The sequence below is a fragment of the Photobacterium sp. AWH4_225 genome, assembly GCF_056158405.1.
On the sequence record NZ_JBSWTF010000004.1, the window covers coordinates 2,086,388 to 2,108,091 of the forward strand.

18 protein-coding genes are annotated in these 21,704 nt (G+C 46.6%); 10 read left to right on the forward strand and 8 right to left on the reverse strand.

Annotated elements, in window-relative coordinates; genetic code table 11:
• Positions 1-34 precede the first annotated feature (34 nt).
• The 4 genes from ACXAD4_RS26545 to ACXAD4_RS26560 all read left to right on the forward strand — a co-directional run bounded on the left by ACXAD4_RS26545 (position 35) and on the right by ACXAD4_RS26560 (position 4,436).
• Positions 35-2,302, forward strand: coding sequence for a glycoside hydrolase family 3 protein (locus ACXAD4_RS26545; protein ID WP_475245006.1), 2,268 nt, complete (start codon positions 35-37; stop codon positions 2,300-2,302).
• A 263-nt stretch (positions 2,303-2,565) separates the two neighbouring features.
• Entirely contained in the window at positions 2,566-3,453 is an 888-nt protein-coding gene (locus ACXAD4_RS26550) for a LysR family transcriptional regulator (protein WP_475245008.1), read from the forward strand.
• Between the two features lie 108 nt (positions 3,454-3,561).
• Positions 3,562-4,047: a NanQ anomerase/TabA/YiaL family protein gene (locus ACXAD4_RS26555; protein WP_475245009.1), complete on the forward strand. Its 486-nt coding sequence runs from the start codon at positions 3,562-3,564 to the stop codon at positions 4,045-4,047.
• Positions 4,044-4,436, forward strand: coding sequence for a hypothetical protein (locus ACXAD4_RS26560; RefSeq protein WP_475245010.1), 393 nt, complete (start codon positions 4,044-4,046; stop codon positions 4,434-4,436). Before ACXAD4_RS26555 ends, ACXAD4_RS26560 begins: the two co-directional genes overlap by 4 nt.
• Before the next feature lie 153 nt (positions 4,437-4,589).
• Here the strand turns inward: ACXAD4_RS26560 and ACXAD4_RS26565 are convergent, their stop codons facing one another.
• From ACXAD4_RS26565 to ACXAD4_RS26600, 8 genes are all read right to left on the reverse strand, one after another.
• Positions 4,590-5,090: a YgjV family protein gene (locus ACXAD4_RS26565; protein ID WP_475245011.1), complete on the reverse strand. Its 501-nt coding sequence runs from the start codon at positions 5,088-5,090 to the stop codon at positions 4,590-4,592.
• Positions 5,091-5,118: 28 nt separating this feature from the next.
• Positions 5,119-5,772, reverse strand: coding sequence for a hypothetical protein (locus ACXAD4_RS26570; protein WP_475245012.1), 654 nt, complete (start codon positions 5,770-5,772; stop codon positions 5,119-5,121).
• Between the two features lie 86 nt (positions 5,773-5,858).
• Positions 5,859-6,485 carry a bifunctional 4-hydroxy-2-oxoglutarate aldolase/2-dehydro-3-deoxy-phosphogluconate aldolase gene (locus ACXAD4_RS26575; RefSeq protein ID WP_475245013.1) on the reverse strand — a complete coding sequence of 209 codons (627 nt, stop codon included), beginning with the start codon at positions 6,483-6,485 and terminating at the stop codon, positions 5,859-5,861.
• 28 nt (positions 6,486-6,513) lie between these two features.
• Positions 6,514-7,482 (reverse strand): sugar kinase, encoded by a 969-nt coding sequence (locus ACXAD4_RS26580; RefSeq protein ID WP_475245014.1) that lies wholly within the window; start codon positions 7,480-7,482, stop codon positions 6,514-6,516.
• Positions 7,479-8,903, reverse strand: a complete 1,425-nt coding sequence (gene uxaC / locus ACXAD4_RS26585; protein ID WP_475245015.1) for a glucuronate isomerase — start codon at positions 8,901-8,903, stop codon at positions 7,479-7,481. The genes ACXAD4_RS26580 and uxaC overlap by 4 nt, the downstream gene beginning before the upstream one ends.
• 54 nt (positions 8,904-8,957) lie before the next feature.
• Entirely contained in the window at positions 8,958-10,421 is a 1,464-nt protein-coding gene (locus ACXAD4_RS26590) for a fructuronate reductase (RefSeq protein WP_475245016.1), read from the reverse strand.
• A 93-nt stretch (positions 10,422-10,514) separates the two neighbouring features.
• Complete coding sequence (locus ACXAD4_RS26595; RefSeq protein ID WP_475245017.1) at positions 10,515-11,816, reverse strand: TRAP transporter large permease; 1,302 nt, start codon at positions 11,814-11,816, stop codon at positions 10,515-10,517.
• 70 nt (positions 11,817-11,886) lie between these two features.
• Complete coding sequence (locus tag ACXAD4_RS26600) at positions 11,887-12,399, reverse strand: TRAP transporter small permease (protein ID WP_475245018.1); 513 nt, start codon at positions 12,397-12,399, stop codon at positions 11,887-11,889.
• 306 nt (positions 12,400-12,705) lie between these two features.
• Between ACXAD4_RS26600 and ACXAD4_RS26605 the strand changes: the two genes are divergently transcribed.
• The 6 genes from ACXAD4_RS26605 to ACXAD4_RS26630 all read left to right on the forward strand — a co-directional run bounded on the left by ACXAD4_RS26605 (position 12,706) and on the right by ACXAD4_RS26630 (position 21,702).
• Positions 12,706-13,689 carry a TRAP transporter substrate-binding protein gene (locus tag ACXAD4_RS26605; RefSeq protein ID WP_222550763.1) on the forward strand — a complete coding sequence of 328 codons (984 nt, stop codon included), beginning with the start codon at positions 12,706-12,708 and terminating at the stop codon, positions 13,687-13,689.
• A gap of 106 nt (positions 13,690-13,795) precedes the next feature.
• Positions 13,796-14,584: an FCD domain-containing protein gene (locus tag ACXAD4_RS26610; protein WP_317520429.1), complete on the forward strand. Its 789-nt coding sequence runs from the start codon at positions 13,796-13,798 to the stop codon at positions 14,582-14,584.
• 146 nt (positions 14,585-14,730) lie between these two features.
• A complete protein-coding gene (gene uxuA / locus ACXAD4_RS26615; protein ID WP_475245020.1) occupies positions 14,731-15,915 on the forward strand; it encodes a mannonate dehydratase in 1,185 nt (394 codons plus the stop codon).
• A 284-nt stretch (positions 15,916-16,199) separates the two neighbouring features.
• Positions 16,200-17,840: a methyl-accepting chemotaxis protein gene (locus ACXAD4_RS26620; protein WP_475245021.1), complete on the forward strand. Its 1,641-nt coding sequence runs from the start codon at positions 16,200-16,202 to the stop codon at positions 17,838-17,840.
• A gap of 79 nt (positions 17,841-17,919) precedes the next feature.
• Positions 17,920-18,732, forward strand: coding sequence for a siderophore-interacting protein (locus ACXAD4_RS26625; protein WP_475245023.1), 813 nt, complete (start codon positions 17,920-17,922; stop codon positions 18,730-18,732).
• A 540-nt stretch (positions 18,733-19,272) separates the two neighbouring features.
• Complete coding sequence (locus ACXAD4_RS26630; RefSeq protein ID WP_475245024.1) at positions 19,273-21,702, forward strand: DMSO/selenate family reductase complex A subunit; 2,430 nt, start codon at positions 19,273-19,275, stop codon at positions 21,700-21,702.
• Positions 21,703-21,704 lie beyond the last annotated feature (2 nt).

Genomic DNA, 21,704 nt, shown 5'->3' on the forward strand with positions numbered 1-21,704 from the left:
GTGTTTCCAATGATGAATAATTAAAAGGCGAACCATGAGCAAAAAACTCTTTACCCTAGCGCCTATAGCGGTGGCGCTCATTCTTGCAGGTTGTAACTCATCATCAAGTGACTCAGATGATAAAGATAAAATTGTACAACCAGTTGTTCAATCTCGTGTGCATGACATTCTAGAAGTCGATGGTTACCAGTTCCGAGATGCCAATGGCGATGGCGAACTTACGCCATATGAAGATTGGCGTTTATCTTCAGAGGAGCGTGCAGCTGACTTGGTTAGCCGAATGACCCTTGAAGAGAAAGTCGGCATGATGCTAATTGACACGCTAAATGCAGAGGCCTATGGCTATATTGGCATGAAGCACCAGGACTTTGTCAGTCGCCAGAAAATGAATCGTTTTATCTTCCGAAATAATATCCTGACGCAGGAAGAAATCGATGCGATGACAGACGAAGAGCGTCAAGATGGTGGTTCTGCGGGAGGTCCAGGTGGTCCTAGCTATGTAATTAGTCCAAAGGAAGCTGCTCAGTATATGAATACGGTGCAGGAACTTACAGAACGCACGCGACTTGGTATTCCAGCACTGTTCAAATCGAACGCGCGTAACCACATCGATCCGAATGCCAAGGCGGGTATCAATGTCGACTCCGGAGCCTTTACTGGTTGGCCTAAAGAAGGCGGCCTGGCTGCAACGGGCGATATGGAGCTGATAGCAGAGTTTGGTGAAGTCATGCGCGCTGAATGGAATGCGATTGGTTTACGCGGTATGTATGGCTATATGGCAGACTTGGCGACAGAGCCACGCTGGTACCGTGTCCACGAGACCTTTAGCTCGGATGCCGACCTTACTTCAGACATTATTCAAACCCTTGTGACAAAATTGCAGGGGGAGGAAGTTAATGCCGATAGTATCGTCCTTACCATGAAGCACTTCCCTGGTGGTGGCCCTCAGTTCCTAGGGGCAGATCCCCATTACATGGCCGGTCAACATCAAAGCTATCCTGCCGGTAAGTTTGACTATCACCTCAAGCCTTTCATTACTGCTATTGAGGCTGGGGTGGCTGCTATCATGCCATATTATGGTGTTGTTGGTGGCGGCGATTGGTCAATGCTAGAACCTGATGAAACGGATCATTATGTAGGGGGAGGCAAGGAATTATTTGATTTATTGCATGTAAGAGATCACGAAACGGTACGAGTTGCTAACAATGATTACTCGACAGAGGTAGGCGAACCGGCTGGTAACGTGGGCGTAGCTTTCTCTAAAGGTATATTGGATGACTTACTTCGCCAGAAATTAGGTTACACAGGGGTCATTAACTCAGATACTGGCATCATTAACGATCAAAATAACGATCACACTGATTATCAGATGATGCACAACAACCGTGCTTGGGGCTTGCAGGATAAGACGAAAACAGAACAGTTCGTCATTGCAATCGATGCAGGTACTGATGTGTTCTCTGGCTTTAACCGCAACGATGAGATCCGGGCTGTTGTTGAGCAAGGCCTAGTCTCAGAGGCGCGTATTGATGAGTCGGTGAAACGCTTGCTGAAAGTACAATTCGATTTGGGGCTATTTGAAAATGCCTATGTCGATGCTAGCAAAGCCAATGACATCGTAGGTAACGCTGAATTCCAAGAGAAAGCCCAGCTAGCTCAACGTAAAGCGGTTGTGTTGCTTGATAACCAAGATCAAACCTTGCCACTTCGTACAAACTCGAGCTTGTTCACTATGGGGATGGACGGAGAGATTGCTGAAGAGTACGGTTTTGAAGTCACTGTGGGTGATGATGAAGATGGTAATAAGGTCGCTGATGCAAAAGGTCATGATCACGCCTTGATCCGTGTCCGAGTCGACAATATCCCAGCGGTCATGGGAAGCGACCCATCAACTAACCGTGCCTTAGTCTTCGGCGGTGCAGATTTTGACGAGTTATCAGTACTTGATTTCACTGGAATGGCAGATTCGAACTCCTGGGTTATTACACCATCGCTTGAAGATATCCAGGCTGTAATGAGCGAGGTTGGTGCAGATAATACAGTACTATCTGTTTACTTCCGTCAGCCATATGTACTTGATGAAGCAAGTCGCCTGAATGATGCGGGTGCTATTCTTGCCACATTCGGCTCTGATGACCGTGCAGTCATGGACGTAGTCAGCGGTGAATTCAACCCGCAAGGCAAGCTTCCATTTGCACTTGCAAACAGTGCTGAGGCGATCATAAGGCAAGACTCTGATGACCCGTCATATAAAGCCGGGGATACGCTTTACCCAGTCGGACATGGTTTAAGCTACAAGTAAACAATAATGCTATGTAATTAGAGAGTCTGGTAGTCGCTACCAGGCTCTTTTGCGTTAGTTCGACCGTAATCTGCTTACCAGCTAATACAATCCATGTTTTCCAATGGAATATCAGTGCTGTTAAGTAGCGGCATAATTTCATTGAACTTCCTTTTTTAAAATAGAGGCTTAGGTCATTATTTCCTGTTAAGAACACTATAAGCCAACCGCAATTGAATGATAATATAGTTTTATTGATTTTCACTGTTCGGATTATTTGAATAATGTTGGATGAATTACGCCAAATTGCTATTTTTGCCAAAGCCGTTGACCACGGCTCATTTCGTGCGGCAGCGAAGGCATTGCGCCTGTCTCCCTCAGTAGTAAGCCACCATATTGGTCAACTCGAGGAGCGGCTTGGAACCGCGCTGCTTTACCGTTCCACCCGTAAGTTGTCTCTTACATCAGATGGTAAGCGGCTCTTGGCGGCTGCTCACGTCATGCTGGAAGCGGCTGAAGCGGGCATACAAGATATCTCAAACCAGAGTAACCAGCCTTCTGGAGCATTGAAGCTGACAATTCCAGCCGTTTTGGCACAATCAGATCTGACAAGCCAAGTTGCAGAATACGCCTTGGCCTACCCGCAAGTACAACTTGAGATTAATTACTCGGATAGCAAGCAAGATTTGATTAACGATGGCATTGATGTGGCGATCAGAATGACAACCTCACTCGAAGATAGCTCTTTTAAAGCGAAAAAGCTCTATGAGATTAATCGGTGCTTAGTCGCGTCCCCGAAGTATCTGGAATCTTGCCAAGCCGTTTCTTCACCGGATGAATTGGGTAACTTAGATTGGCTTGAGTTGGCGCCGGTATGGCACAAGAAATTAGAATTCCGTTCAGTCGGGCAATGTGTGCAGATACAGAAGCCAAAATCACAAATTAGTGTTAACAATGCCCATGCATTAGCTCGTTTAGCTTGCTCTGGAGCAGGGGTGGCTATTATTCCTGAGTTTCTTATCGAAGCAGATATTGATGCAGGTAGGCTTTGTCAATTACTTCCAGATTGGAAGATCTCCCCTGTAAGTGTCTTTGCTGTTTGGCCATCCAATGCGCCTAAAGATGGCCTAGTTAAACATTTCTTGGATTTCTTGAAACCATCAGTTAATTGAGGGAGATATAATTTGATCTCGGTCTACTAATTAAATCAAATTGGTCAACCACTTTGAGTGGTTGGTATATAATGTAATCAAATTCTAATTTAGCCGCTCGAGGTATACGTGTACAGAGGTAATTTATGCTCTCTGGAAAGCTATCGTCATATTCCATATCCGTTGATTGAACTCATCCAAGTGGTAAAGCGAAAAATTCAATCTAATAGCAAAATTGGTACCTTCCCATTGATTGGAGATGATGTTTTTTATTTTATTGTCGACGACAAGACAAAGCTTTTTTCAGAGACAAAGTCAGAAATCCATGAGAGTTATATTGATGTCCAAATTGTATTAGAAGGAAAAGAAAGATATGGCTATAGCCTAAGCCCTTTTAATTCAATCTCTGAGGATTTGATTAAAGAGAAAGATATTGCTTTTAGTCAAGACATCAAAGATGAGCAGTTTGTGACCTTATATAAAGATGATTTTATTATCTTCGATACAAACCAACCTCATCGTCCTTTGGTTGCAACGTCCGAACCTGAAAATGTGAAAAAAGCAGTAATTAAAATCAATAAGCAATACTTAATTGAAAAGTCGAGGTTTGAATGAATACGTACATGAATGTTCTGGAATGGGAAGATACAGCTATTCCTCATCGATTATGGATTGAGAAACTCGATAGCAATATGACCCGCCTTTGTATGAAAGTGGTGAAAGATGTTGAGCCTGAAATGCTCTATCTCGAACTTCCGGTATCGCAAGAAAAGGTACTGGGGGCATGGCAGGGAAGGGCTGCAGCAGTATCCGATGCCTACGATGATGGTTGTTTGTACTCTCAAGTACGTAGTTTATTTAACTTGGAGAATGGTTGTGTTGTTTGGACAGTAAACCATATACAACTCGCGGATAGTAAAAAAATGTCGGCGGACAAATTAGCCTTTATTCCGGGCATGACTCATGATCAAGGTTTGTTGAAGGCCATTTTAGAAACGGCTTAGCTGAAATCTTTCTACTTTTTAGGGTTTTATCTTTGTGTTTTACTCAAGGCAAAACTGTTTAAATGGATAAAATTAAAAGCACATCATAATTGTAATGATGTGCTTTTTTATATGAGGTGTGGTTTATATCTTATTATGGTGGAAATTAAATGACTACATAGCACGTCTTGATATGAACATTTTAGATATCGTATACAAGTTGACAATAATAAATGTCGTCTCCATCAATGTCCCGCCAATAGAACCTAACAGCAAATTATTTGTCAGCCAACAGAATGAATTAAACAAGACAAGTAGACGCAATTTTATTCCATCAACCTGAAATAATCCCCAGGTTACTACTGATGCACCAAAAATGGTTAGCAATTCATAGCTATGTTGCAAACTGGGTAAACCCATTAGCCATAATAACGAAATAAAGAACCACATGACTTTATTTGACTTTGTTCTGGTTGAAGCATAACTTCTTGCCGCACTTATTCCACAGCCAAATGCAGCCGTGAATGCACCCATCAATATAAAGTGAATACATAACAGGATTTGAAATACGGTCAGGTGTAGTCGAAAACGTTGGCCGTTTTGATGAAGGAATGCACTGGCTCCGACAACAAAGGCAAACAGCCCGACACCCTGTGCAATATTGATTTCTAACATGGCAAGTCTCTACGGTGATTTCTTAGGGCTAATCGTGTGACGGAACCAACTTGGATAGATACTGACAGCACAATGTTGGACTTGATAAAACTGGTGTTGGCCAATGTTGGATATATTCAACTGCCGTGGCCATTGAGGCTTGAGCAAGGACGATGGTATCGTCGGAAATCTCATTGCGCTCGATGTATTTTGCAATGGCTTTGGCATAGGAAACCGTATCACTGTCAGCATAGTACTGCCAGGCGCCGGGAATCACTGTGTAGGTAATCTCAGGGGACTGCTTAAGCTGCTTCGCACATTGCTGTAGTAGTTCGAGGGTAGGTTCTATTGTGCTCTCAAGGGCTGCAAGGACATAAACCTTGCTGTCCAGTACCGCTTGCTCTGCCATCGGCCGATCAACACGAATTACCCGGGCAGTTATATTCGCTGTCTGTTCTGCCGCATCACCAATGGTTGAGCAGGTGCAGATAATGATATCAGCACCGGTCTTGGCAATGCTCTGTATTTCCTGCTGGACTTGATTGATAACGCTTGGTGTCAGGCCATCAGCCATGGCTCGCTTGAGAAGCTGCTCATTCACACGGTGGCTAATCGTCACGTTCTTTTCGGCTAGGTATTGGTCGATATAGGGACTAAACAGTTCTTTGTTGGCTTCTAGCGTGTAGAGAAATGCAATTTTCATTGGTGCAATCCTTAGCCGAGATAAAAATTGATTGGAAAATAAAGGCTTCCCATGGGAAGCCTTGAAATTAAGCGTGGTATTTAAGATCAGCTTACCAAGTCAGCGGCTTCACGGGCAAGTCGACCAATTTCGTCCCAACGGCCTTCGTTGATCAGCTTCTTATCAACCATCCAGGTGCCACCGCAGGCAAATACACGGTCAACGGCGAGGTAGTCATTAACGTTCTTGGCATTAATACCGCCAGTCGGCATAAATTGGATCTGGGTGTAAGGTGCCAACAGGGATTTCACCATGTTGATACCGCCAGATGCTTCAGCAGGGAAGAACTTAAGCGTTGTCACGCCCATCTCGATAGCCGCTTCTACCGCACTTGGGTTGTTTACTCCTGGAACAATTTCAATTCCCAGTTCTTGGCACGCTTTTACGGTATTAGGGTTAAAGCCAGGCGAGACCACGAAGGTTGCTCCAGCTTCCTTGGCAGCAATGGCTTGCTCACGGTTTAGTACCGTACCTGCACCAATCAGCATGTCTGGTTGTGCTTCGCGAAGTAGTCGAATAGCTTCAGCAGCTGCATCTGAGCGGAAGGTGATTTCTGCGGCTGGCAGGCCGTTTTCAGCCAGTGCTTTGCCTAGCGGGATAATATCTTCAGCGCGATCAATCGCGATCACTGGAATGACTTTAATTTGTGCAAGTTGCTGTGCTGTAGTGCTCATTGTTGAGTCTTCCTTAGTTAAGTATCTGCTAGAATAAGTGCTCAGATAGAGCAGGTTCTTGTTCGTTAAATTTGATGTGTGCCATTGCTTGGTTAGGGATAATCGCACCTTTGTGTTGGATCACCGTTCCAGCTAGCTGATGCCCTTGCTCCGAGCATTTCACCGGAGATTTCCCATATATCAGGCCTGCCATAAAACCAGCATTGAATGAGTCGCCCGCCGAGGTGGTGTCGACCACCTGTTTAACCGGTTTGGTAGCCACAAAGGTGCGGGTTTGGGTAGTGAAGTCCTCGAAGTAGTTACCCTTCGCTCCCATTTTGACAACCGCTTGGCGTACGCCTGCGGCCTTTAGTCTTTCCAAGGTCGCTTCTTCGCTGCTATCGCCCCACAGATTGGCTTCGTCATCATTGGTAACAAGTGCCAAAGCCGTGAATGCGAAGACCTGCTGGTAACACTCTTGCGCCTTTTCGGCTGATTCCCACAGGGCAGGGCGGTAATTGGTATCAAATAAAATATCGACACCGGATTCAGCTAGCTGCCCAAGTAGATCAACAAGTTTTTGGCGGTCTTGCTGCGGCAAGATAGCCAGGCTGATCCCACTGAGGTAGATCATATTCATCTGTCCCAGCTCTGTTGCAACATGCTCAAAATCAGCATGCTGCAGCATGTAACGGGCTGCAGATTGGTTACGCCAGTACAGGAATGTCCGCTCGCCTTTGTCATCCAATTGAATCAAGTACAGGCCAGGCTGACGGGAGCTATCACGAAGCACCAAGTCGGTGCTGACACCCTCCTCCTGCCAGCGGCTGATCATGCCTTCGCTGATAGCATCTTGGCCGAGTGCCGACACGTAATTGATCTCGGCAGACTTGCCGGCTGTACGTGCTAGGTAGATGGCAGTATTGAGTGAATCACCGCCGTACGTCTGGTGCATGTCACCGAACGGTGCGCCATTTAGCTCAATCATGCACTCGCCGATGAGGGCAATGCGTTTCATGCTTGCTCTCCCGGTAGGGTGAAGTAGCGTTTAGCGTTGCTGAAACATATGTCCTGTACCATCTTACCTAGCATGTTGATATCGTTAGGTACTTCACCGTTTTCTACCCACTGACCAATCATGTTGCACAGAATGCGGCGGAAATACTCGTGGCGGGTATAGGACAAGAAACTGCGAGAATCGGTCAGCATGCCGACAAACTGGCTAAGTAAGCCAAGCTGCGATAACTGCTCCATCTGGCGCTGCATGCCGTCTTTCTGGTCGTTGAACCACCAACCGGAGCCAAACTGCACTTTGCCCGCGATGCCGCCACCTTGGAAGTTGCCAATCATGGTGGCCATCATCTCGTTGTCACGAGGGTTTAGACAATACAGGATGGTTTTTGGAAGCTCGTTGGTCAGATCCATGTCATCCAGCAGCGAAGCAAGCTGGAAGGCAAACGGGCGATCGCCAATAGAGTCAAATCCGGCGTCTGCACCGAGCAGCTTGAACATACGGGTGCTGTTGTTGCGCTGGGCGCCAATATGTAGCTGCATTACCCAGCCGCGTTTGGCGTATTGCTTGCCAAGCCATACCTGTACTGCGGTGCTGAATTGGTCAACTTCTTCTTCAGTCAGCACTTCACCCGCTAGACGACGAGTAAGCATGCTATTGAGAGTTTGCTCTGACGGTACTTTGCCGTAGCGTACAATTTCGATACCGTGGTCGGCCGCTCGGCAGCCGTGCGCGGCGAAATGATCAAGGCGGCGGTCTAATGCGGTAAGTAGATCGTCGAACGAAGCAATCTCGATATCTGCAACCTCACCCAATAACTGCATGTACTCAGCAAAGCCATCTAGTTCAATTTTGAAGGCTCGGTCAGGACGCCAGCTTGGGGCTACCTCGACATCGAAACTGTCGTCTTCGGCAATCGCTTTGTGGTATTCCAATGAATGGATAGGATCATCGGTCGTGCCTGCCATCACCACATTCATCTGCTTCATAATGCCACGGGCAGAGAACTCAGGGCTTGCAAGCATCTCGTTGCACTCGTGCCAGATCCCTTCAGCGGTCTCCGGGCCAAACAGTTTGCCGGTAATGCCGAATGGACGGCGAAGCTCTAGGTGAGTCCAGTGGTAAAGCGGGTTACCCAGAGTTTGTGGAACCGTTTTGGCCCACGCCATGTATTTGTCGTAGTCGCTGGTCTCTTTGCCAGTGATCAATGACTCTGGAACACCTGCCGAGCGCATGCCGCGCCATTTGTAGTGGTCACCTTCCAGCCACATTTGACCGATGTTATCGAAACGGCGGTTTTCAGCGACTTCCTGCGGGTTCAAATGGCAGTGGTAATCATAGATTGGCATGTCTTTGGCGTAATCATGGTAAAGCACACGCGCAATTTCATTGGATAGTAGGAAGTCGTCACAAAGAAAGTCTTTCATCATAAGCTCCAAAATGACACCGGGCGATAGCCATCGCCCGGTGTCTAATATCGGTTAAAGAGAGGCAACGGCTGCGCGTGCGCCTTTGCTGATAATAAGCTGGTAAGCTTTAGTCACTGCTTCTACGAAGCCTTCGTTTTGGATCAGATCGGTACCGAAAATGGCTTCAATACCCAAGATAGCTTTAACAACCGCAGGCTCTTTTCCGTATTGCTGGTAGATTTCACGGAATTGCTCAACCATTGGATCACGGACGTCAATTTCTTGATTTTCTTCGTCAACACCACTGATATAAGTCATCCAGCCAGCAATACCCATGGCAAGCCACTTGTATTCAGTACCTGCCGCCAAGTGATGGCGAAGTGAGCCGCCCATGCGTTGAGGGATCTTCTGGCTGCCATCCATCGCAATCTGCCAGGTTTGGTGTTTTAGGCTAGGGTTGGTAAAGCGCTCGATAAGCAACTTTGCGTAAGCTTCAAGATCCGTACCTTCCGGCATGGTCAGGGTCGTGGCCTGCGCCTGCATCATCATGTCAAACGCGGCTTTGCGGTAGCTGTCGTTGGTCATGGTGTCTGAGATGTGCTTGTAGCCACCAAGGTAACCAAGGTAAGCCAGGAACGAATGGCTGCCGTTAAGCATGCGCAGCTTCATTTCTTCGAACGGTACAACATCGGTAACGAATTCAGCACCGGCAACATCCCATTCAGGGCGGCCGTTAACGAAGTTATCTTCAATCACCCACTGGCGGAAAGGTTCACAGGCAATACCACATGGGTCTGCGACACCAACCAGCTCGGTGATTTCTGCCAGCGTCTCAGGGGTTGCCGCAGGGACAATACGGTCAACCATAGTACATGGGAAGGTCACATTGGCTTCGATCCAGCCAGCGAGTTCTTGGTCAACCAAATTGGCAAAATCCAGTACCGCAGCACGGGCGACATGGCCATTTTCCTGCACGTTATCACAAGACATCACGGTAAATGGCTTTAGGCCAAGCTCACGGCGGATACGCAGGGCTTCAACGATGTAACCGATAGCAGAGCTAGGCTCACGAGGGTTGTCCAGATCAGCTTTAACTAAGGCGTTGTTTTTGTCCAAGCGGCCTGTCGCCGGGTCAGCGCAGTAGCCTTTTTCAGTAATCGTCATGGAGACAATAGCGACTTGCTCTTCAGACATTTTCTCTAGGACTGCACGCTTGCCTTCAAAGCTAGGGTGTAGCGACTCAGTAACAGAAGCAATGAGTTTAACGTCAGTTGCCTTGGCACCTTTTTCAGCCACGGTGTACATATGATCCTGGGCGCGAAGCTGGGTGATAAGATCTTCACCGCCAAATAAATTGATTTCGCAAATCCCCCAGTCGCTGCCTGTTTTTTCTAGCATCTCGTTGGTAAACAAGGCTTGGTGCGCACGGTGGAAAGCGCCAAAACCTAAGTGCACGATGCGGCTTTTTAGTACGGAACGATCAAAGGTTGGGCGGATAACGTTTGTGTTGAGTGGCGTATTTGAAATTGTGTCCATTTTCTTTTTCCTTTGGCCCACCAACATCTGCTGGTGGGCGGGTTCTCAGGGAAGTCTTCAGCGTGTTATTGATTGAGGGACAAGTCCCTAGAATTAGTAGCCCAGTACCAAGTTAGGTAGGAACAGGCTTAGCTGAGGAATAAAAGTGACGGCCAGTAGCGCAGCTATCAGTGCGGCATAGAATGGCAGCAGTGGCTTGATGATTTTATCGATGGAGACTTTAGCCACGGAACAACCGATAAACAGAGCACTACCTACAGGTGGTGTACAGATACCAATCGCTAAGTTGAAGGTCATCATGATACCGAAGTGAACCGGGTCGATACCTAGGTCTAGAGCAATAGGTAAGAAGATTGGTGTAAAGATCAGTACCGCTGGTGTCATATCCATGAAGATACCGACAATCAACAGGATAAGGTTGATGATCAACAAGATTACCAGTGGGTTTTCAGATACAGCCAATAGGGCATCGGCAATCATGTATGGGATGTCTGCGTTAGCCATCGCCCATGACATACCCATTGAAGCACCAACCAGCAGCAGTACGATAGAAGTCGTCACCGCTGACTCAAGGATGATTTTAGGTAAGTCACGTATTTTCACTTCACGGTAGAAAATAACCGCCAATACGAAGGTGTAGACAACCGCAATCGCCGAGGCTTCTGTCGCTGTGAAGATACCACCGATGATGCCGCCCATGATGATCACAATCAGCAGCAGCGAAGGCATGGCTTTGATGAAAGTATCCCATACCACAGCCAGTGATGGTTTTTCGGCAACTGGGTAGCCACGGCGCTTAGCAATGATACCAGCTACAACCATCAGGCTTAGACCCATTAGGATGCCCGGGATGTAGCCACCTAGGAACAGGGCCGCAATAGAAGTACCGCCAGATACCAGTGAGAACACGATGAGGGTGTTACTTGGCGGGATCAACAAACCAGTAGGGCACGAAGTAATGTTAACCGCAGCCGAGAAGTGCTCGTCGTAACCGTCCTTTTTTTGTAGAGGAGACATTGTGCCACCGACAGCTGCCGCAGACGCTACCGCAGAGCCAGAGATAGAACCGAACATCATGTTTGCCATCACGTTTACGTGAGCAAGCGAGCCTGGTAGGCGACCACCTAATACTTTGGCGAAGTTGATCAAGCGGATGGCGATACCGCCCTGGTTCATGATGTTACCCGCAAGGATGAAGAACGGGATAGCCAGTAGGGCAAAGTTATCAAGGCCTGCCGCCATACGTTGGGCGACAACGGCTATAGCCGGTTCTAGCGGCAGACTCATCATAATTGTTGCTAGCGATGAAAGGCCGATGGCGAATGATACAGGGATCCCCAGCGCGAGTAATACGCCGAAGCTACCGAACAGAGTGAGAATGACTTGCCATTCCATTGTGGAATCCTTCTTATAAAGTCTTGTTCAATGGTGAAGAGTTTTTCTATTCACCGTTGGATATGTTTAATTAGCTTTCTTGGGGATCAGCAATGCAAATATTGCCGGAAATCAGCTGCTTAACTTTTTCCCAGGCGAATAGTGCCGAGTAGAAAATCATTAGAGCGCCACTTATCGGTAGGCAGAAGTAGATGTAGCCCATCTCCCAGCCGAGTGCTGGTGTTACCTGACCGGTTGCTAGCGTCTTCATTGCTAAATTAGAGCCGCCGTATACAAGGACAATAAAGGCAAAGACAGCGATGGCTAACTGGATAAAGATTTCATTGAACAGCTTTCTTTTGCCGCTGAGCTTCATGGTTAGGAGGTCAATTGCAAGGTGGCGCTTGAGGCCTGTGGTGTAAGCCGCGCCAATCAGGGCTACCCACATAAATAGATATCTCGCTAGCTCATCAGTAATAGTGCTTGGTTTACCAATGATATAGCGGGAGATCACCTGCCAGATCACACAGAACACCAGGAAGGTAGAGAGAGACACGGTAAACATCGCCAACCCTCTATTTATGTAACCAACCAATTTATTCATCTTTAGTTCCTTTCAAATAAATAAGCATGCTCAGATTTGTCTATTGGTGAACCAATGTAAGCAGATATGTTATCTAGCTATGTTTAAGCACGCGCTTTTTCTGTGGGGATTATAAGATGGTGTGATTTTTAGTCACGTGAGCCAAGTCACAATTGAATTGGTTGACCAATTTTAGGGTTTTTATTGTGATATTGGTCAATCAATTTGCTTTTTTGTTTTGACGGTTTTCTGATTTAGACGCAATATTGGCCCCGTACTTAAGAAACACCCTACACAATGGACAACCAATTCCACGGAGATATAACAATGATGACGCGTAAAAGTGTACTTACTGCAGTGATCGGTGCTGCCCTTACTTTTGGTGCTACAGCTTCTGCTTACGCAGCAACGACCTTCAAGCTAAGTCATAACCACCCGCGTGACCATGCTGTACACAAAGCGATGGACCACATGGCTAAAGAAGTTCGCGCTCTTACTGATGGCGAAGTTCGCATTCGTATCTATCCTGATGCGCAGCTAGGTACCCAACGTGAATCAATGGAGCTAATGCAGAACGGCGCATTGGAAATGGTAAAAACCAACGCTGCTGAGCTTGAAGCCTTTGCTCCAGCTTACTCGGCATTCAACCTGCCATACCTATTCCGTGATAAGACTCACTACTACAACGTGAAAGAAGGAGAAGTGGGTGAGGAAATCCTAGCGTCTTCTCGCGACAGTGGTTTCATCGGTGTGACTTACTATGATGCTGGTGCTCGTAGCTTCTATACATCTAAGCCAATTGAAACACCTGAAGATCTGAAAGGTATGAAGATCCGTGTTCAGCCTAGCCCGTCAGCGATTGCGATGGTAAATGCACTGGGTGGTAGCCCAACGCCGCTAGCATACGGTGAGCTTTACACAGCACTGCAGCAAGGTGTTGTTGATGCTGCAGAAAACAATATTCCATCATTCAGCCTGAGCCGTCACAGTGAAGTATCTAAGTACTTCAGCCTAGATGAGCACACCATGGTTCCTGATGTACTGGTTATCTCGACCAAAGCCTACGATGGTCTATCAGAAGAACACCAGGAAGCATTGAAAAAGGCAGCGATGAGCTCAATGGAAGTGATGAAAGAGCTATGGGCTGAGTCTGAAGCGAAAGAGCGTGCTAAAGCAGAGAAAATGGGCGTAACTTTTGTTAAGCCAAATAAAACTGCATTCGTTGAAGCAGTACAGCCGATGTACGACGAGCTTGAGAAGTCTAACCCTGAGCTGAACGAAATCGTAGAGCGCATTAAAGCGGTTCAATAAGCGGTAAAAACAGACTGTTGTAATCATTAAAATCAAAGTGTTGCCACACTTTTACATTAAGAGGTTGACCAATTTATATTGGTCATTATGATGGCGAATAAGTGCAATGGAAAAAAGTGACAATATCATCATGATGCCCTTCGAACCGAAACGCCCATACCAAGAGCTTGGTTTGGTGTTGAGACAAGAACTTATCGATGGCCGCTATAAAGTGGGCGATCGGCTACCGCCAGAGCGGGATATCGCCGAGCGACTGGATGTCAGTCGAACGGTGGTCCGTGAAGCGATAATTATGCTGGAACTTGAAAATCTTGTTGAGGTGAAGAAGGGGTCTGGGGTTTATGTCCTCAATATTCCAAGCCACTCCAATAGCCGGGAGAATGTGATCAGTGATGATGCTGGTCCATTCGAAATGCTGCAGGCAAGGCAGTTGCTCGAAAGTAATATTGCCGAGTTTGCAGCTATCCAGGTGACACCGAGTGATATTGTGAAGATGCGTGCGGCGCTGGATCTTGAGCGCAGTGAAATTGCCTCTGGGGCAGATGAGTGTTTTGGTGATGAGCAGTTCCATATGTGTATTGCCGAAGCGACGCAGAACTCAGTGTTGGTCGATATGCTAAAACAATCGTGGGAGCGGCGTGAGCAAAGCCCGATGTGGAAGAAGCTACACTCGCACATTATTGACATGGCATATCGTGAGGAATGGTTGGAAGATCACGCGCGTATATTGGCAGCGATGCAGCGCAAGGATCCGATTGCAGCTAAAAATGCCATGTGGCAACACCTTGAGAATGTGAAACAACGCCTGTTAGAACTTTCTGATATTGATGATCCGAATTTTGATGGCTACTTATTTAGCTCGAATCCGGTAGTTCTCCTTGGCGGTGAGAAATAAACCGCCGAATAAATTCAATTAGGCCAATTACTCTTTATTGGCCTCTTTAAAAGCAGTTATTTTAACGTAATTGTGCATTCTAAATTGTAAAGTACTTAACTCAGAATTATTGAGCGGGTTAAGTGTGTCTATAAAAGGTGATTGTCATGGAACAAACCTGGCGCTGGTATGGCCCTAATGACCCAGTATCGCTTGATGATATTCGTCAAGCAGGTGCAACGGGAATTGTAAACGCACTACACCATATTCCAAACGGTGAAGTTTGGACGGTAGAAGAAATCCAAAAGCGCAAAGCAATTATTGAAGACAAAGGATTAACTTGGTCTGTTGTTGAAAGTGTGCCTGTTCATGAAGAAATAAAAACACAAACAGGTAATTACCAACAGTGGATTGATAATTATAAGCAGACCCTTCGTAATCTGGCCGAATGTGGTATTGATACGGTTTGTTATAACTTTATGCCGGTATTAGATTGGACACGTACCGATCTGGAATTTGAAATGCCTGATGGCTCAAAAGCACTTCGTTTTGATCAAATTGCTTTTGCTGCATTCGAGTTATTTATTCTTAAACGCCCGGGCGCTGAAGATGAATACTCAGCACAAGAACAAGCCGAAGCGCTGGAATATTTTAATGCGATGTCTGAAGAGGCGGTTGCTCAGCTAACAAGCAACATTATTGCTGGGCTTCCTGGGGCTGAGGAAGGTTACACCCTTGAAGAGTTTCAGGCGCAACTTGATCGCTACGCAGGCATTGATAAAGATAAACTGCGTCAGCATATGAAGCACTTCTTGAGTGAGTTGATGCCAGTGTGTGATGCGACTGGACTGAAAATGGCAGTTCACCCAGATGATCCACCGCGTCCAATCCTTGGCCTGCCACGTATTGTCTCGACGATTGAAGATATTGATTGGTTGACGACAGAAGTACCAAGTAAGAACAATGGTATTACCATGTGTACTGGCTCTTACGGTGTCCGTGGTGACAATGACTTGGTCAACATGATTAAACAACATGGTGATCGTGTTTACTTTACGCACCTGCGCTCAACACAGCGCGAAGAGAACCAGTTGAGCTTCCATGAAGCCGCACACTTAGATGGCGATGTTGATATGTACAATGTCGTCATGGCTATCTTGGAAGAAGAGCAGCGCCGTGAAGAGTCAGGAGAAACCCGCCTGATCCCAATGCGACCTGATCACGGCCACCAAATGCTGGATGACCTGAAGAAGAAAACCAATCCAGGCTACTCGGCTATTGGCCGATTGAAAGGGCTTGCGGAAGTACGTGGTTTGGAAATGGCTCTTAAGCGCGCTTTCTTTAAAAAATAAAAAGTCCTTATACACGTAAAATAAATGTGTATATACCTACCAACGTTTGGCCCGATTATCGGGCCTTTTTTTTATTTCTCGATCAAACCGACATTTATTTTGTGGCACTACATGTAAGGTGTTTCTTTCCCATTCTTCTATGGGCTATTTCTCGTATCCGACACTTGCCACAACAGGGATAACATATGGCAAATAAACTATCATTCAAAGTTAAAATAATTACCACTTTGATAGCTATATTAATAGCTACCGTAATTACGTCATTCTTTAGCGTCAATTATTATTTGAGTCGTTATATTTTTGACAGTGATGCTGAAAGTATCAATGCACAAATTAGCTTAGTGAAAGATAAGCTGTATGATGATATACGTAATAAGGTATTGATTTCTGAAAATATTAGCTTAGATATTACTAGCATTCAGGAAGTTACCGAACGTGCTGGTTTTCATGCTGCAGCAAAAGTGATTGCTGATTTTGTCATTACCGATAAAGGGCGAATTGATGATAAATCCGTAGCGAATCATTACATTGAGCTGGTCAATAGTGCCAACGGAACAACAGTAAGTGATATTTTCTATCAAAATGATATCCCATTAATATCAATTACTGTGCCTAGTGGAAATGGTGGTGATATCTTTTATCTCGATATGAGAAATACGCAGCAATTGCTTTCTCAGTCTTCTGTAGAAGGGAGTTACTTCGATCTGAAAGACAGCAAAGGAGCACTCCTTTTTAGCAATCGCATAGAGGGTGATCTAATCCCTTATACCAACCAGTTTGCCGTAGGTGATAGCCAATGGACGCTGACAGGTTACATTGACCGCGGTTACATTCAGCAAAATACCAATGCCTTGAGTGGCAGTATCACCATGGCGTTGGTGCTGGTGGCATTGATTTCTATTCCTTTGAGCATTCTTTTTATCAATACCATCTTCAAACACCTCAGTACGCTCAGGAACATCATTGTTGGCCTTTCAAGGGGGGATGCGGATCTCACCCGTCGCTTAGATGTCTACAGCAACGATGACTTGGGCAAAATCGCCAATGGTATTAACCACTTTATTGAAAACCTACAAAGGATGATGTTGGAGGTCTCGCAGTCTAGCCAGGCGATTCAACATGAGGTGGTGGCGCTGAAAGACAAAGCGGATTCCAATAAGTCTTTGCTCATTCGCCATACTCAAGAAACGGAAAAAGTAGTTACTGCGATAAATGAAATGAGCGCAACGGCGGAATCTGTGGCGCACAGCGGCAAGAGTGCTGCAGACTTTACTCAAGCCACAAATGTCGAGGCAGAGAAGTCGAAAGATGTGGTCAAGGTCGCTTCAGGTAGTGTGAACCAGCTATCGACGGAAGTGGAAAGCATGTCGGCTTCAATCCAAACCATGAGCAAGGACTTCGAGAAGATCGATGCGGTATTGCATGTGATTGGCGAAATCGCTGAACAGACGAACCTGCTGGCTTTGAATGCGGCTATTGAAGCTGCCCGTGCTGGCGAGCAGGGCAGGGGCTTCGCTGTAGTTGCTGATGAGGTGAGGGCGCTGGCTGCGAGGACGCAGCAGAGCACGTCTGAAATCGATACCATGCTGTCTGATCTTCGCAAGGCGACGTCGGTCGTGGTGCAGTCGATGGACACGACAAAGGGAAGTTGCGCCCAGACGGTCGAGCATACAGCCAACGTCATGGCTTCTTTGGAATCGATGACTAACTCGATTAGCCAGATCAACGATCTCACGACCCAGATTGCCACTTCAGCCAATGAACAGAGTGTGGTTACGGAAGAAGTGAACAAAAATATGATTGCGATTCACGACATGATCAACGAGCTGAATCGCAACGCTGATGATTCTGTCGCCAGTACCGAGCAACTTGCTGTTACCAATAGCCAATTAAATGCCATGGTAGCGAATTTTAAGTTGAAGTAAGCTGATTTTATCAGTGATAATCAATCTTATTATCACTTTTATTGTGGAGTATTACATGGCCCAGGCGATGAGTCCAAAGATGAGCCCCAAACAGCTTTCAGTAGTGGGAAATGAGCTGATCACCCCAAACATGATCCGTTTGACGCTTGGCGGTGAAGGGAGCCACCACTTTTCTCACGAGAGTGTCGGGCAGTATGTGAAGTTCCTATTTGCTGCTGATGGCAGTACGGATATCAGTGCGCTGCCTGAGGGGCAAAGACCTATGATGCGTACCTTTACAGTTTCAGGTTATCAAGCTGGATCTGAGGGTGGAGATGGCACGATAACCATAGATATTGCTAAGCATGAGCTAGCAGAAGTAGATGGTGAAATGACGCCAGATATCGGTGGCTATGCCTCTCGCTGGGCGCTTAAAGCGCAAGTCGGTGATCCTATTTCTTTGGTTGGCCCTCGTCCGATTCAGGCGATGCCTGTTGAAGCAGAGCGTTTCTTGTTGGTGGCAGATATGACAGCGCAAACTGCATTGCAGGGTAAATTGGCGTTATTGCCCGAGAGCGCGAAAGGTTATGTTGTGCTTGATGTACCGACTGAAGCTGATGTACAGCCACTTACATTGCCAGAAGGCGTGGAGTTGGTTGTCAACATCAGCGCTGAAAGCGCGCTGTCTGATTGCGTCAAAGTACTTGATATCGATACTGACAGTTTATCTGTGTGGTGTGCCTGTGAGTTCAGTGAAATGCGTGCTATCCGCAGCTATATTACCTCGGATAAAGCGGTCGATCGTAAAATGTGTTACTTCAGCAGTTACTGGAAGCAAGGCGTAACCGAAGATGGCCACAAAGTGTTGAAGCGTGAAGATAGTATGGCGTTAGAAGCACAAGTTTCTAAATAATACATATTAAATACAAGAATAAAGTAAAAAGCCCTGCAAAGATGTTTTGCAGGGCTTTTTTATTAATTTCATATGTTGGAAGTTATTTTATTTGATTATCAAAAATGAATTTAAGCATGCGTGCAAGTTTATTTTTACTTTTAATTTTGGTTATTTAAAAGTGGCTTTATTAAGAAAAAAGACAGTTTATGAAAATTAATTAATAGCATATATATCGCGAGTTCATTTCTCATTTGCGGATGGTTATCAATTGCTAAAGTCTTGCTGCATGGGGTGTTAGGGCAGGTTTTACTGCGAGATTGCATTTCAAAAAATAAAGAAGCTGTACATATTTACGGTTTGTTGCTCAAAAAATACGTGCTTGCGTTAATTTATTATCACATAGTGTCTTAAATTGATGAGGATCATTAATTTGTGACTACTACTACTTTAGTATCAGCATCATAATAAATAAGTAAAACAACCTGTGATATTTGTATTGTTTTTATATGACAAATTACCTTTGGTTATGTTTTTCTCCTCATTCATAATGGTCGCAATATGAAAAACTGGATAAACGAAGCAATTCTTTCGCCAATGAAGCGCCGTAGCTTTATTAAGTGGAGTGCCGCTGTTGGGGGCGCTGCCGCTTCTGTCGGTACTGGCCTTCCGTTAAAAGCGGTTGCAAAAACAGAAGAAGAGGTTGCTGGCGAGACAAATACTGTCTGGTCTGCATGTATGGTTAACTGTGGTAGCCGTTGTGCACTTCGTGTACACACTAAAGATGGCGTAATCACTCAGATCGAAACGGATAACCGTGGTGACGATAGCGAGTTTGGTAAACACCAAATCCGCGCTTGTCTGCGTGGCCGTTCTATCAAGCACCGTGTGTACAACCCAGACCGATTGAAATACCCAATGAAGCGCGTTGGTGAGCGTGGAGAAGGGCGTTTCGAGCGTATCAGCTGGGACGAAGCCTTGGATCTGATGGCAGACAAACTGAAGTACACCATCAAAGAGTACGGTAATGACTCGATTTTCATTACTTACGGCTCGGGTACTCAGGGTTATCGTACTGACGGTAAGGATTGCTTCAAGCGACTATTCAACATGATGGGTGGTTTCCTGGATTACTATGGAAACTACAGCTGGGGTCAGATCATGTTCGCACTGCCGTTCACCTACGGTGACAAGAAGGCAGCGGCTTACGGCTCTTACACCACAGAAATCGAAAACGCAGAGCTGCTAGTCATGTTTGGCTACAACCCTGCAGAAACGCGCATGAGTGGCGGCGGTGAAATCCACGAGCATATCGCAGCCCAGCGCAAGAAAAATGTCCGCACTATCATCATCGACCCACGCTACACAGATACCATGCTGGGTAAAGAAGATGAGTGGTTGGCGATTCGCCCAGGTACTGATGCGGCTTTGGTTGAGGCTATCGCTCACGTGCTGATCACTGAGAACCTAGTGGATCAAGCATTCCTCGACAAATACTGCCAGGGCTACGACGAGAAGACGTTGCCAGCTAGTGCACCTGCCAACGGACACTACAAGGCTCATATCTTGGGCCAAGGCCCTGATGGCATTGAAAAGACGCCAAAATGGGCGGCAGGCATCACGGGTATTCCAGAGAAGAAGATCATCCAGCTAGCTCGTGAAATCGGTACAGCTAAGCCGTGCTTCATTACACAAGGTACCGGTATCCAGCGTCAGGCGAACGGCGAGCAGACTTCTCGCTCTATCGTTATGCTGCCAATCCTAACCGGTAACATTGGTCTACCAGGTACCAATACCGGTGATATGCCTGCGAACTACGGTTACCCAGCACCGCGTATCCCTGTGGGTACTAACCCTGTGAAAGTCAAAGTCCCGTTCTTCAAGTGGAGCGATGCGATTTGGCGTCACGAGGAAATGACCGACAAGACCGACGGTATCCAAGGTGACGAGCGTATGCGTGCGCCAATCAAGTTTATCCTTGCGTACTCAGGTAACGTATTGATGAACCAGCATGCGGATCTAAACCGTAACGCAGAAATCATCAAAGATGAGTCTCTAGCTGAGTTTATCGTGGTATGTGATAACCACATGACGGCATCAGCCCGCCATGCTGATCTATTGCTGCCAGATGTAACGACTATCGAGAATAACGAAGTGAGCTCTGACGGTTACTCGTCAGGTTCGATGGCGGGCCTATGGCCGCTAGTACGTGCCATTGAGCCACTTTACGAAACACGCAGTGCGTACCAGATGTGTGCGGAGCTGTCTAAACGCTTTGGCCTATACGACCAGTTCACTGAAGGCCGTAGTCGTGATGAGTGGTTGGAGCACCTGTACGCCGAGCGTATGAAGCAAGATCCAAACATTCCTTCTCTTGAGCAGCTGCGAAAAGATGGCCCTTACACAGTGGTTGCGCCGAAAGAAGGCCGTATCGCCCTGGAAGACTTCCGTAAGGATCCAGAAGCGAACCCAGTTGGCACCCCATCTGGCCGTATCGAGATCTACTCGACCAAGCTAGAGACGATTGCCAAAGAGTGGGAGCTAAAAGAAGGCGATGTGATCACGCCACTTCCGCAATACGTGACAACGTGGGAAAGCCACTTGGATCCTAAGACCAAGGAATTCCCGCTGCAGCTATTTGGCTACCATACCAAAGGCCGTACCCACTCGACGTACCACAATATTCCGTGGCTGCGCGAAGCGGTATTTGACGGTATTTGGATGAACCCTGTCGATGCTGCTAAACGCAACCTGAAGAGCGGTGACTTCGTGAAGGTATGGAACGACCGTGGTGAAATCCGCGTTGCGATCAAAGTGACTCCTCGTATCATGCCGGGCGTGACAGCCCTAGGCCAAGGTGCTTGGTATAGCCCTGACAAGAAAGGTGTCGACCAAGGCGGTTGTATCAACTCGCTAACGTCACAGCGTGCAACCCCGTTGTCGAAAGGTAACCCACAGCACACCATTCTAGTTGAAGTAGCCAAGGCCTAAGG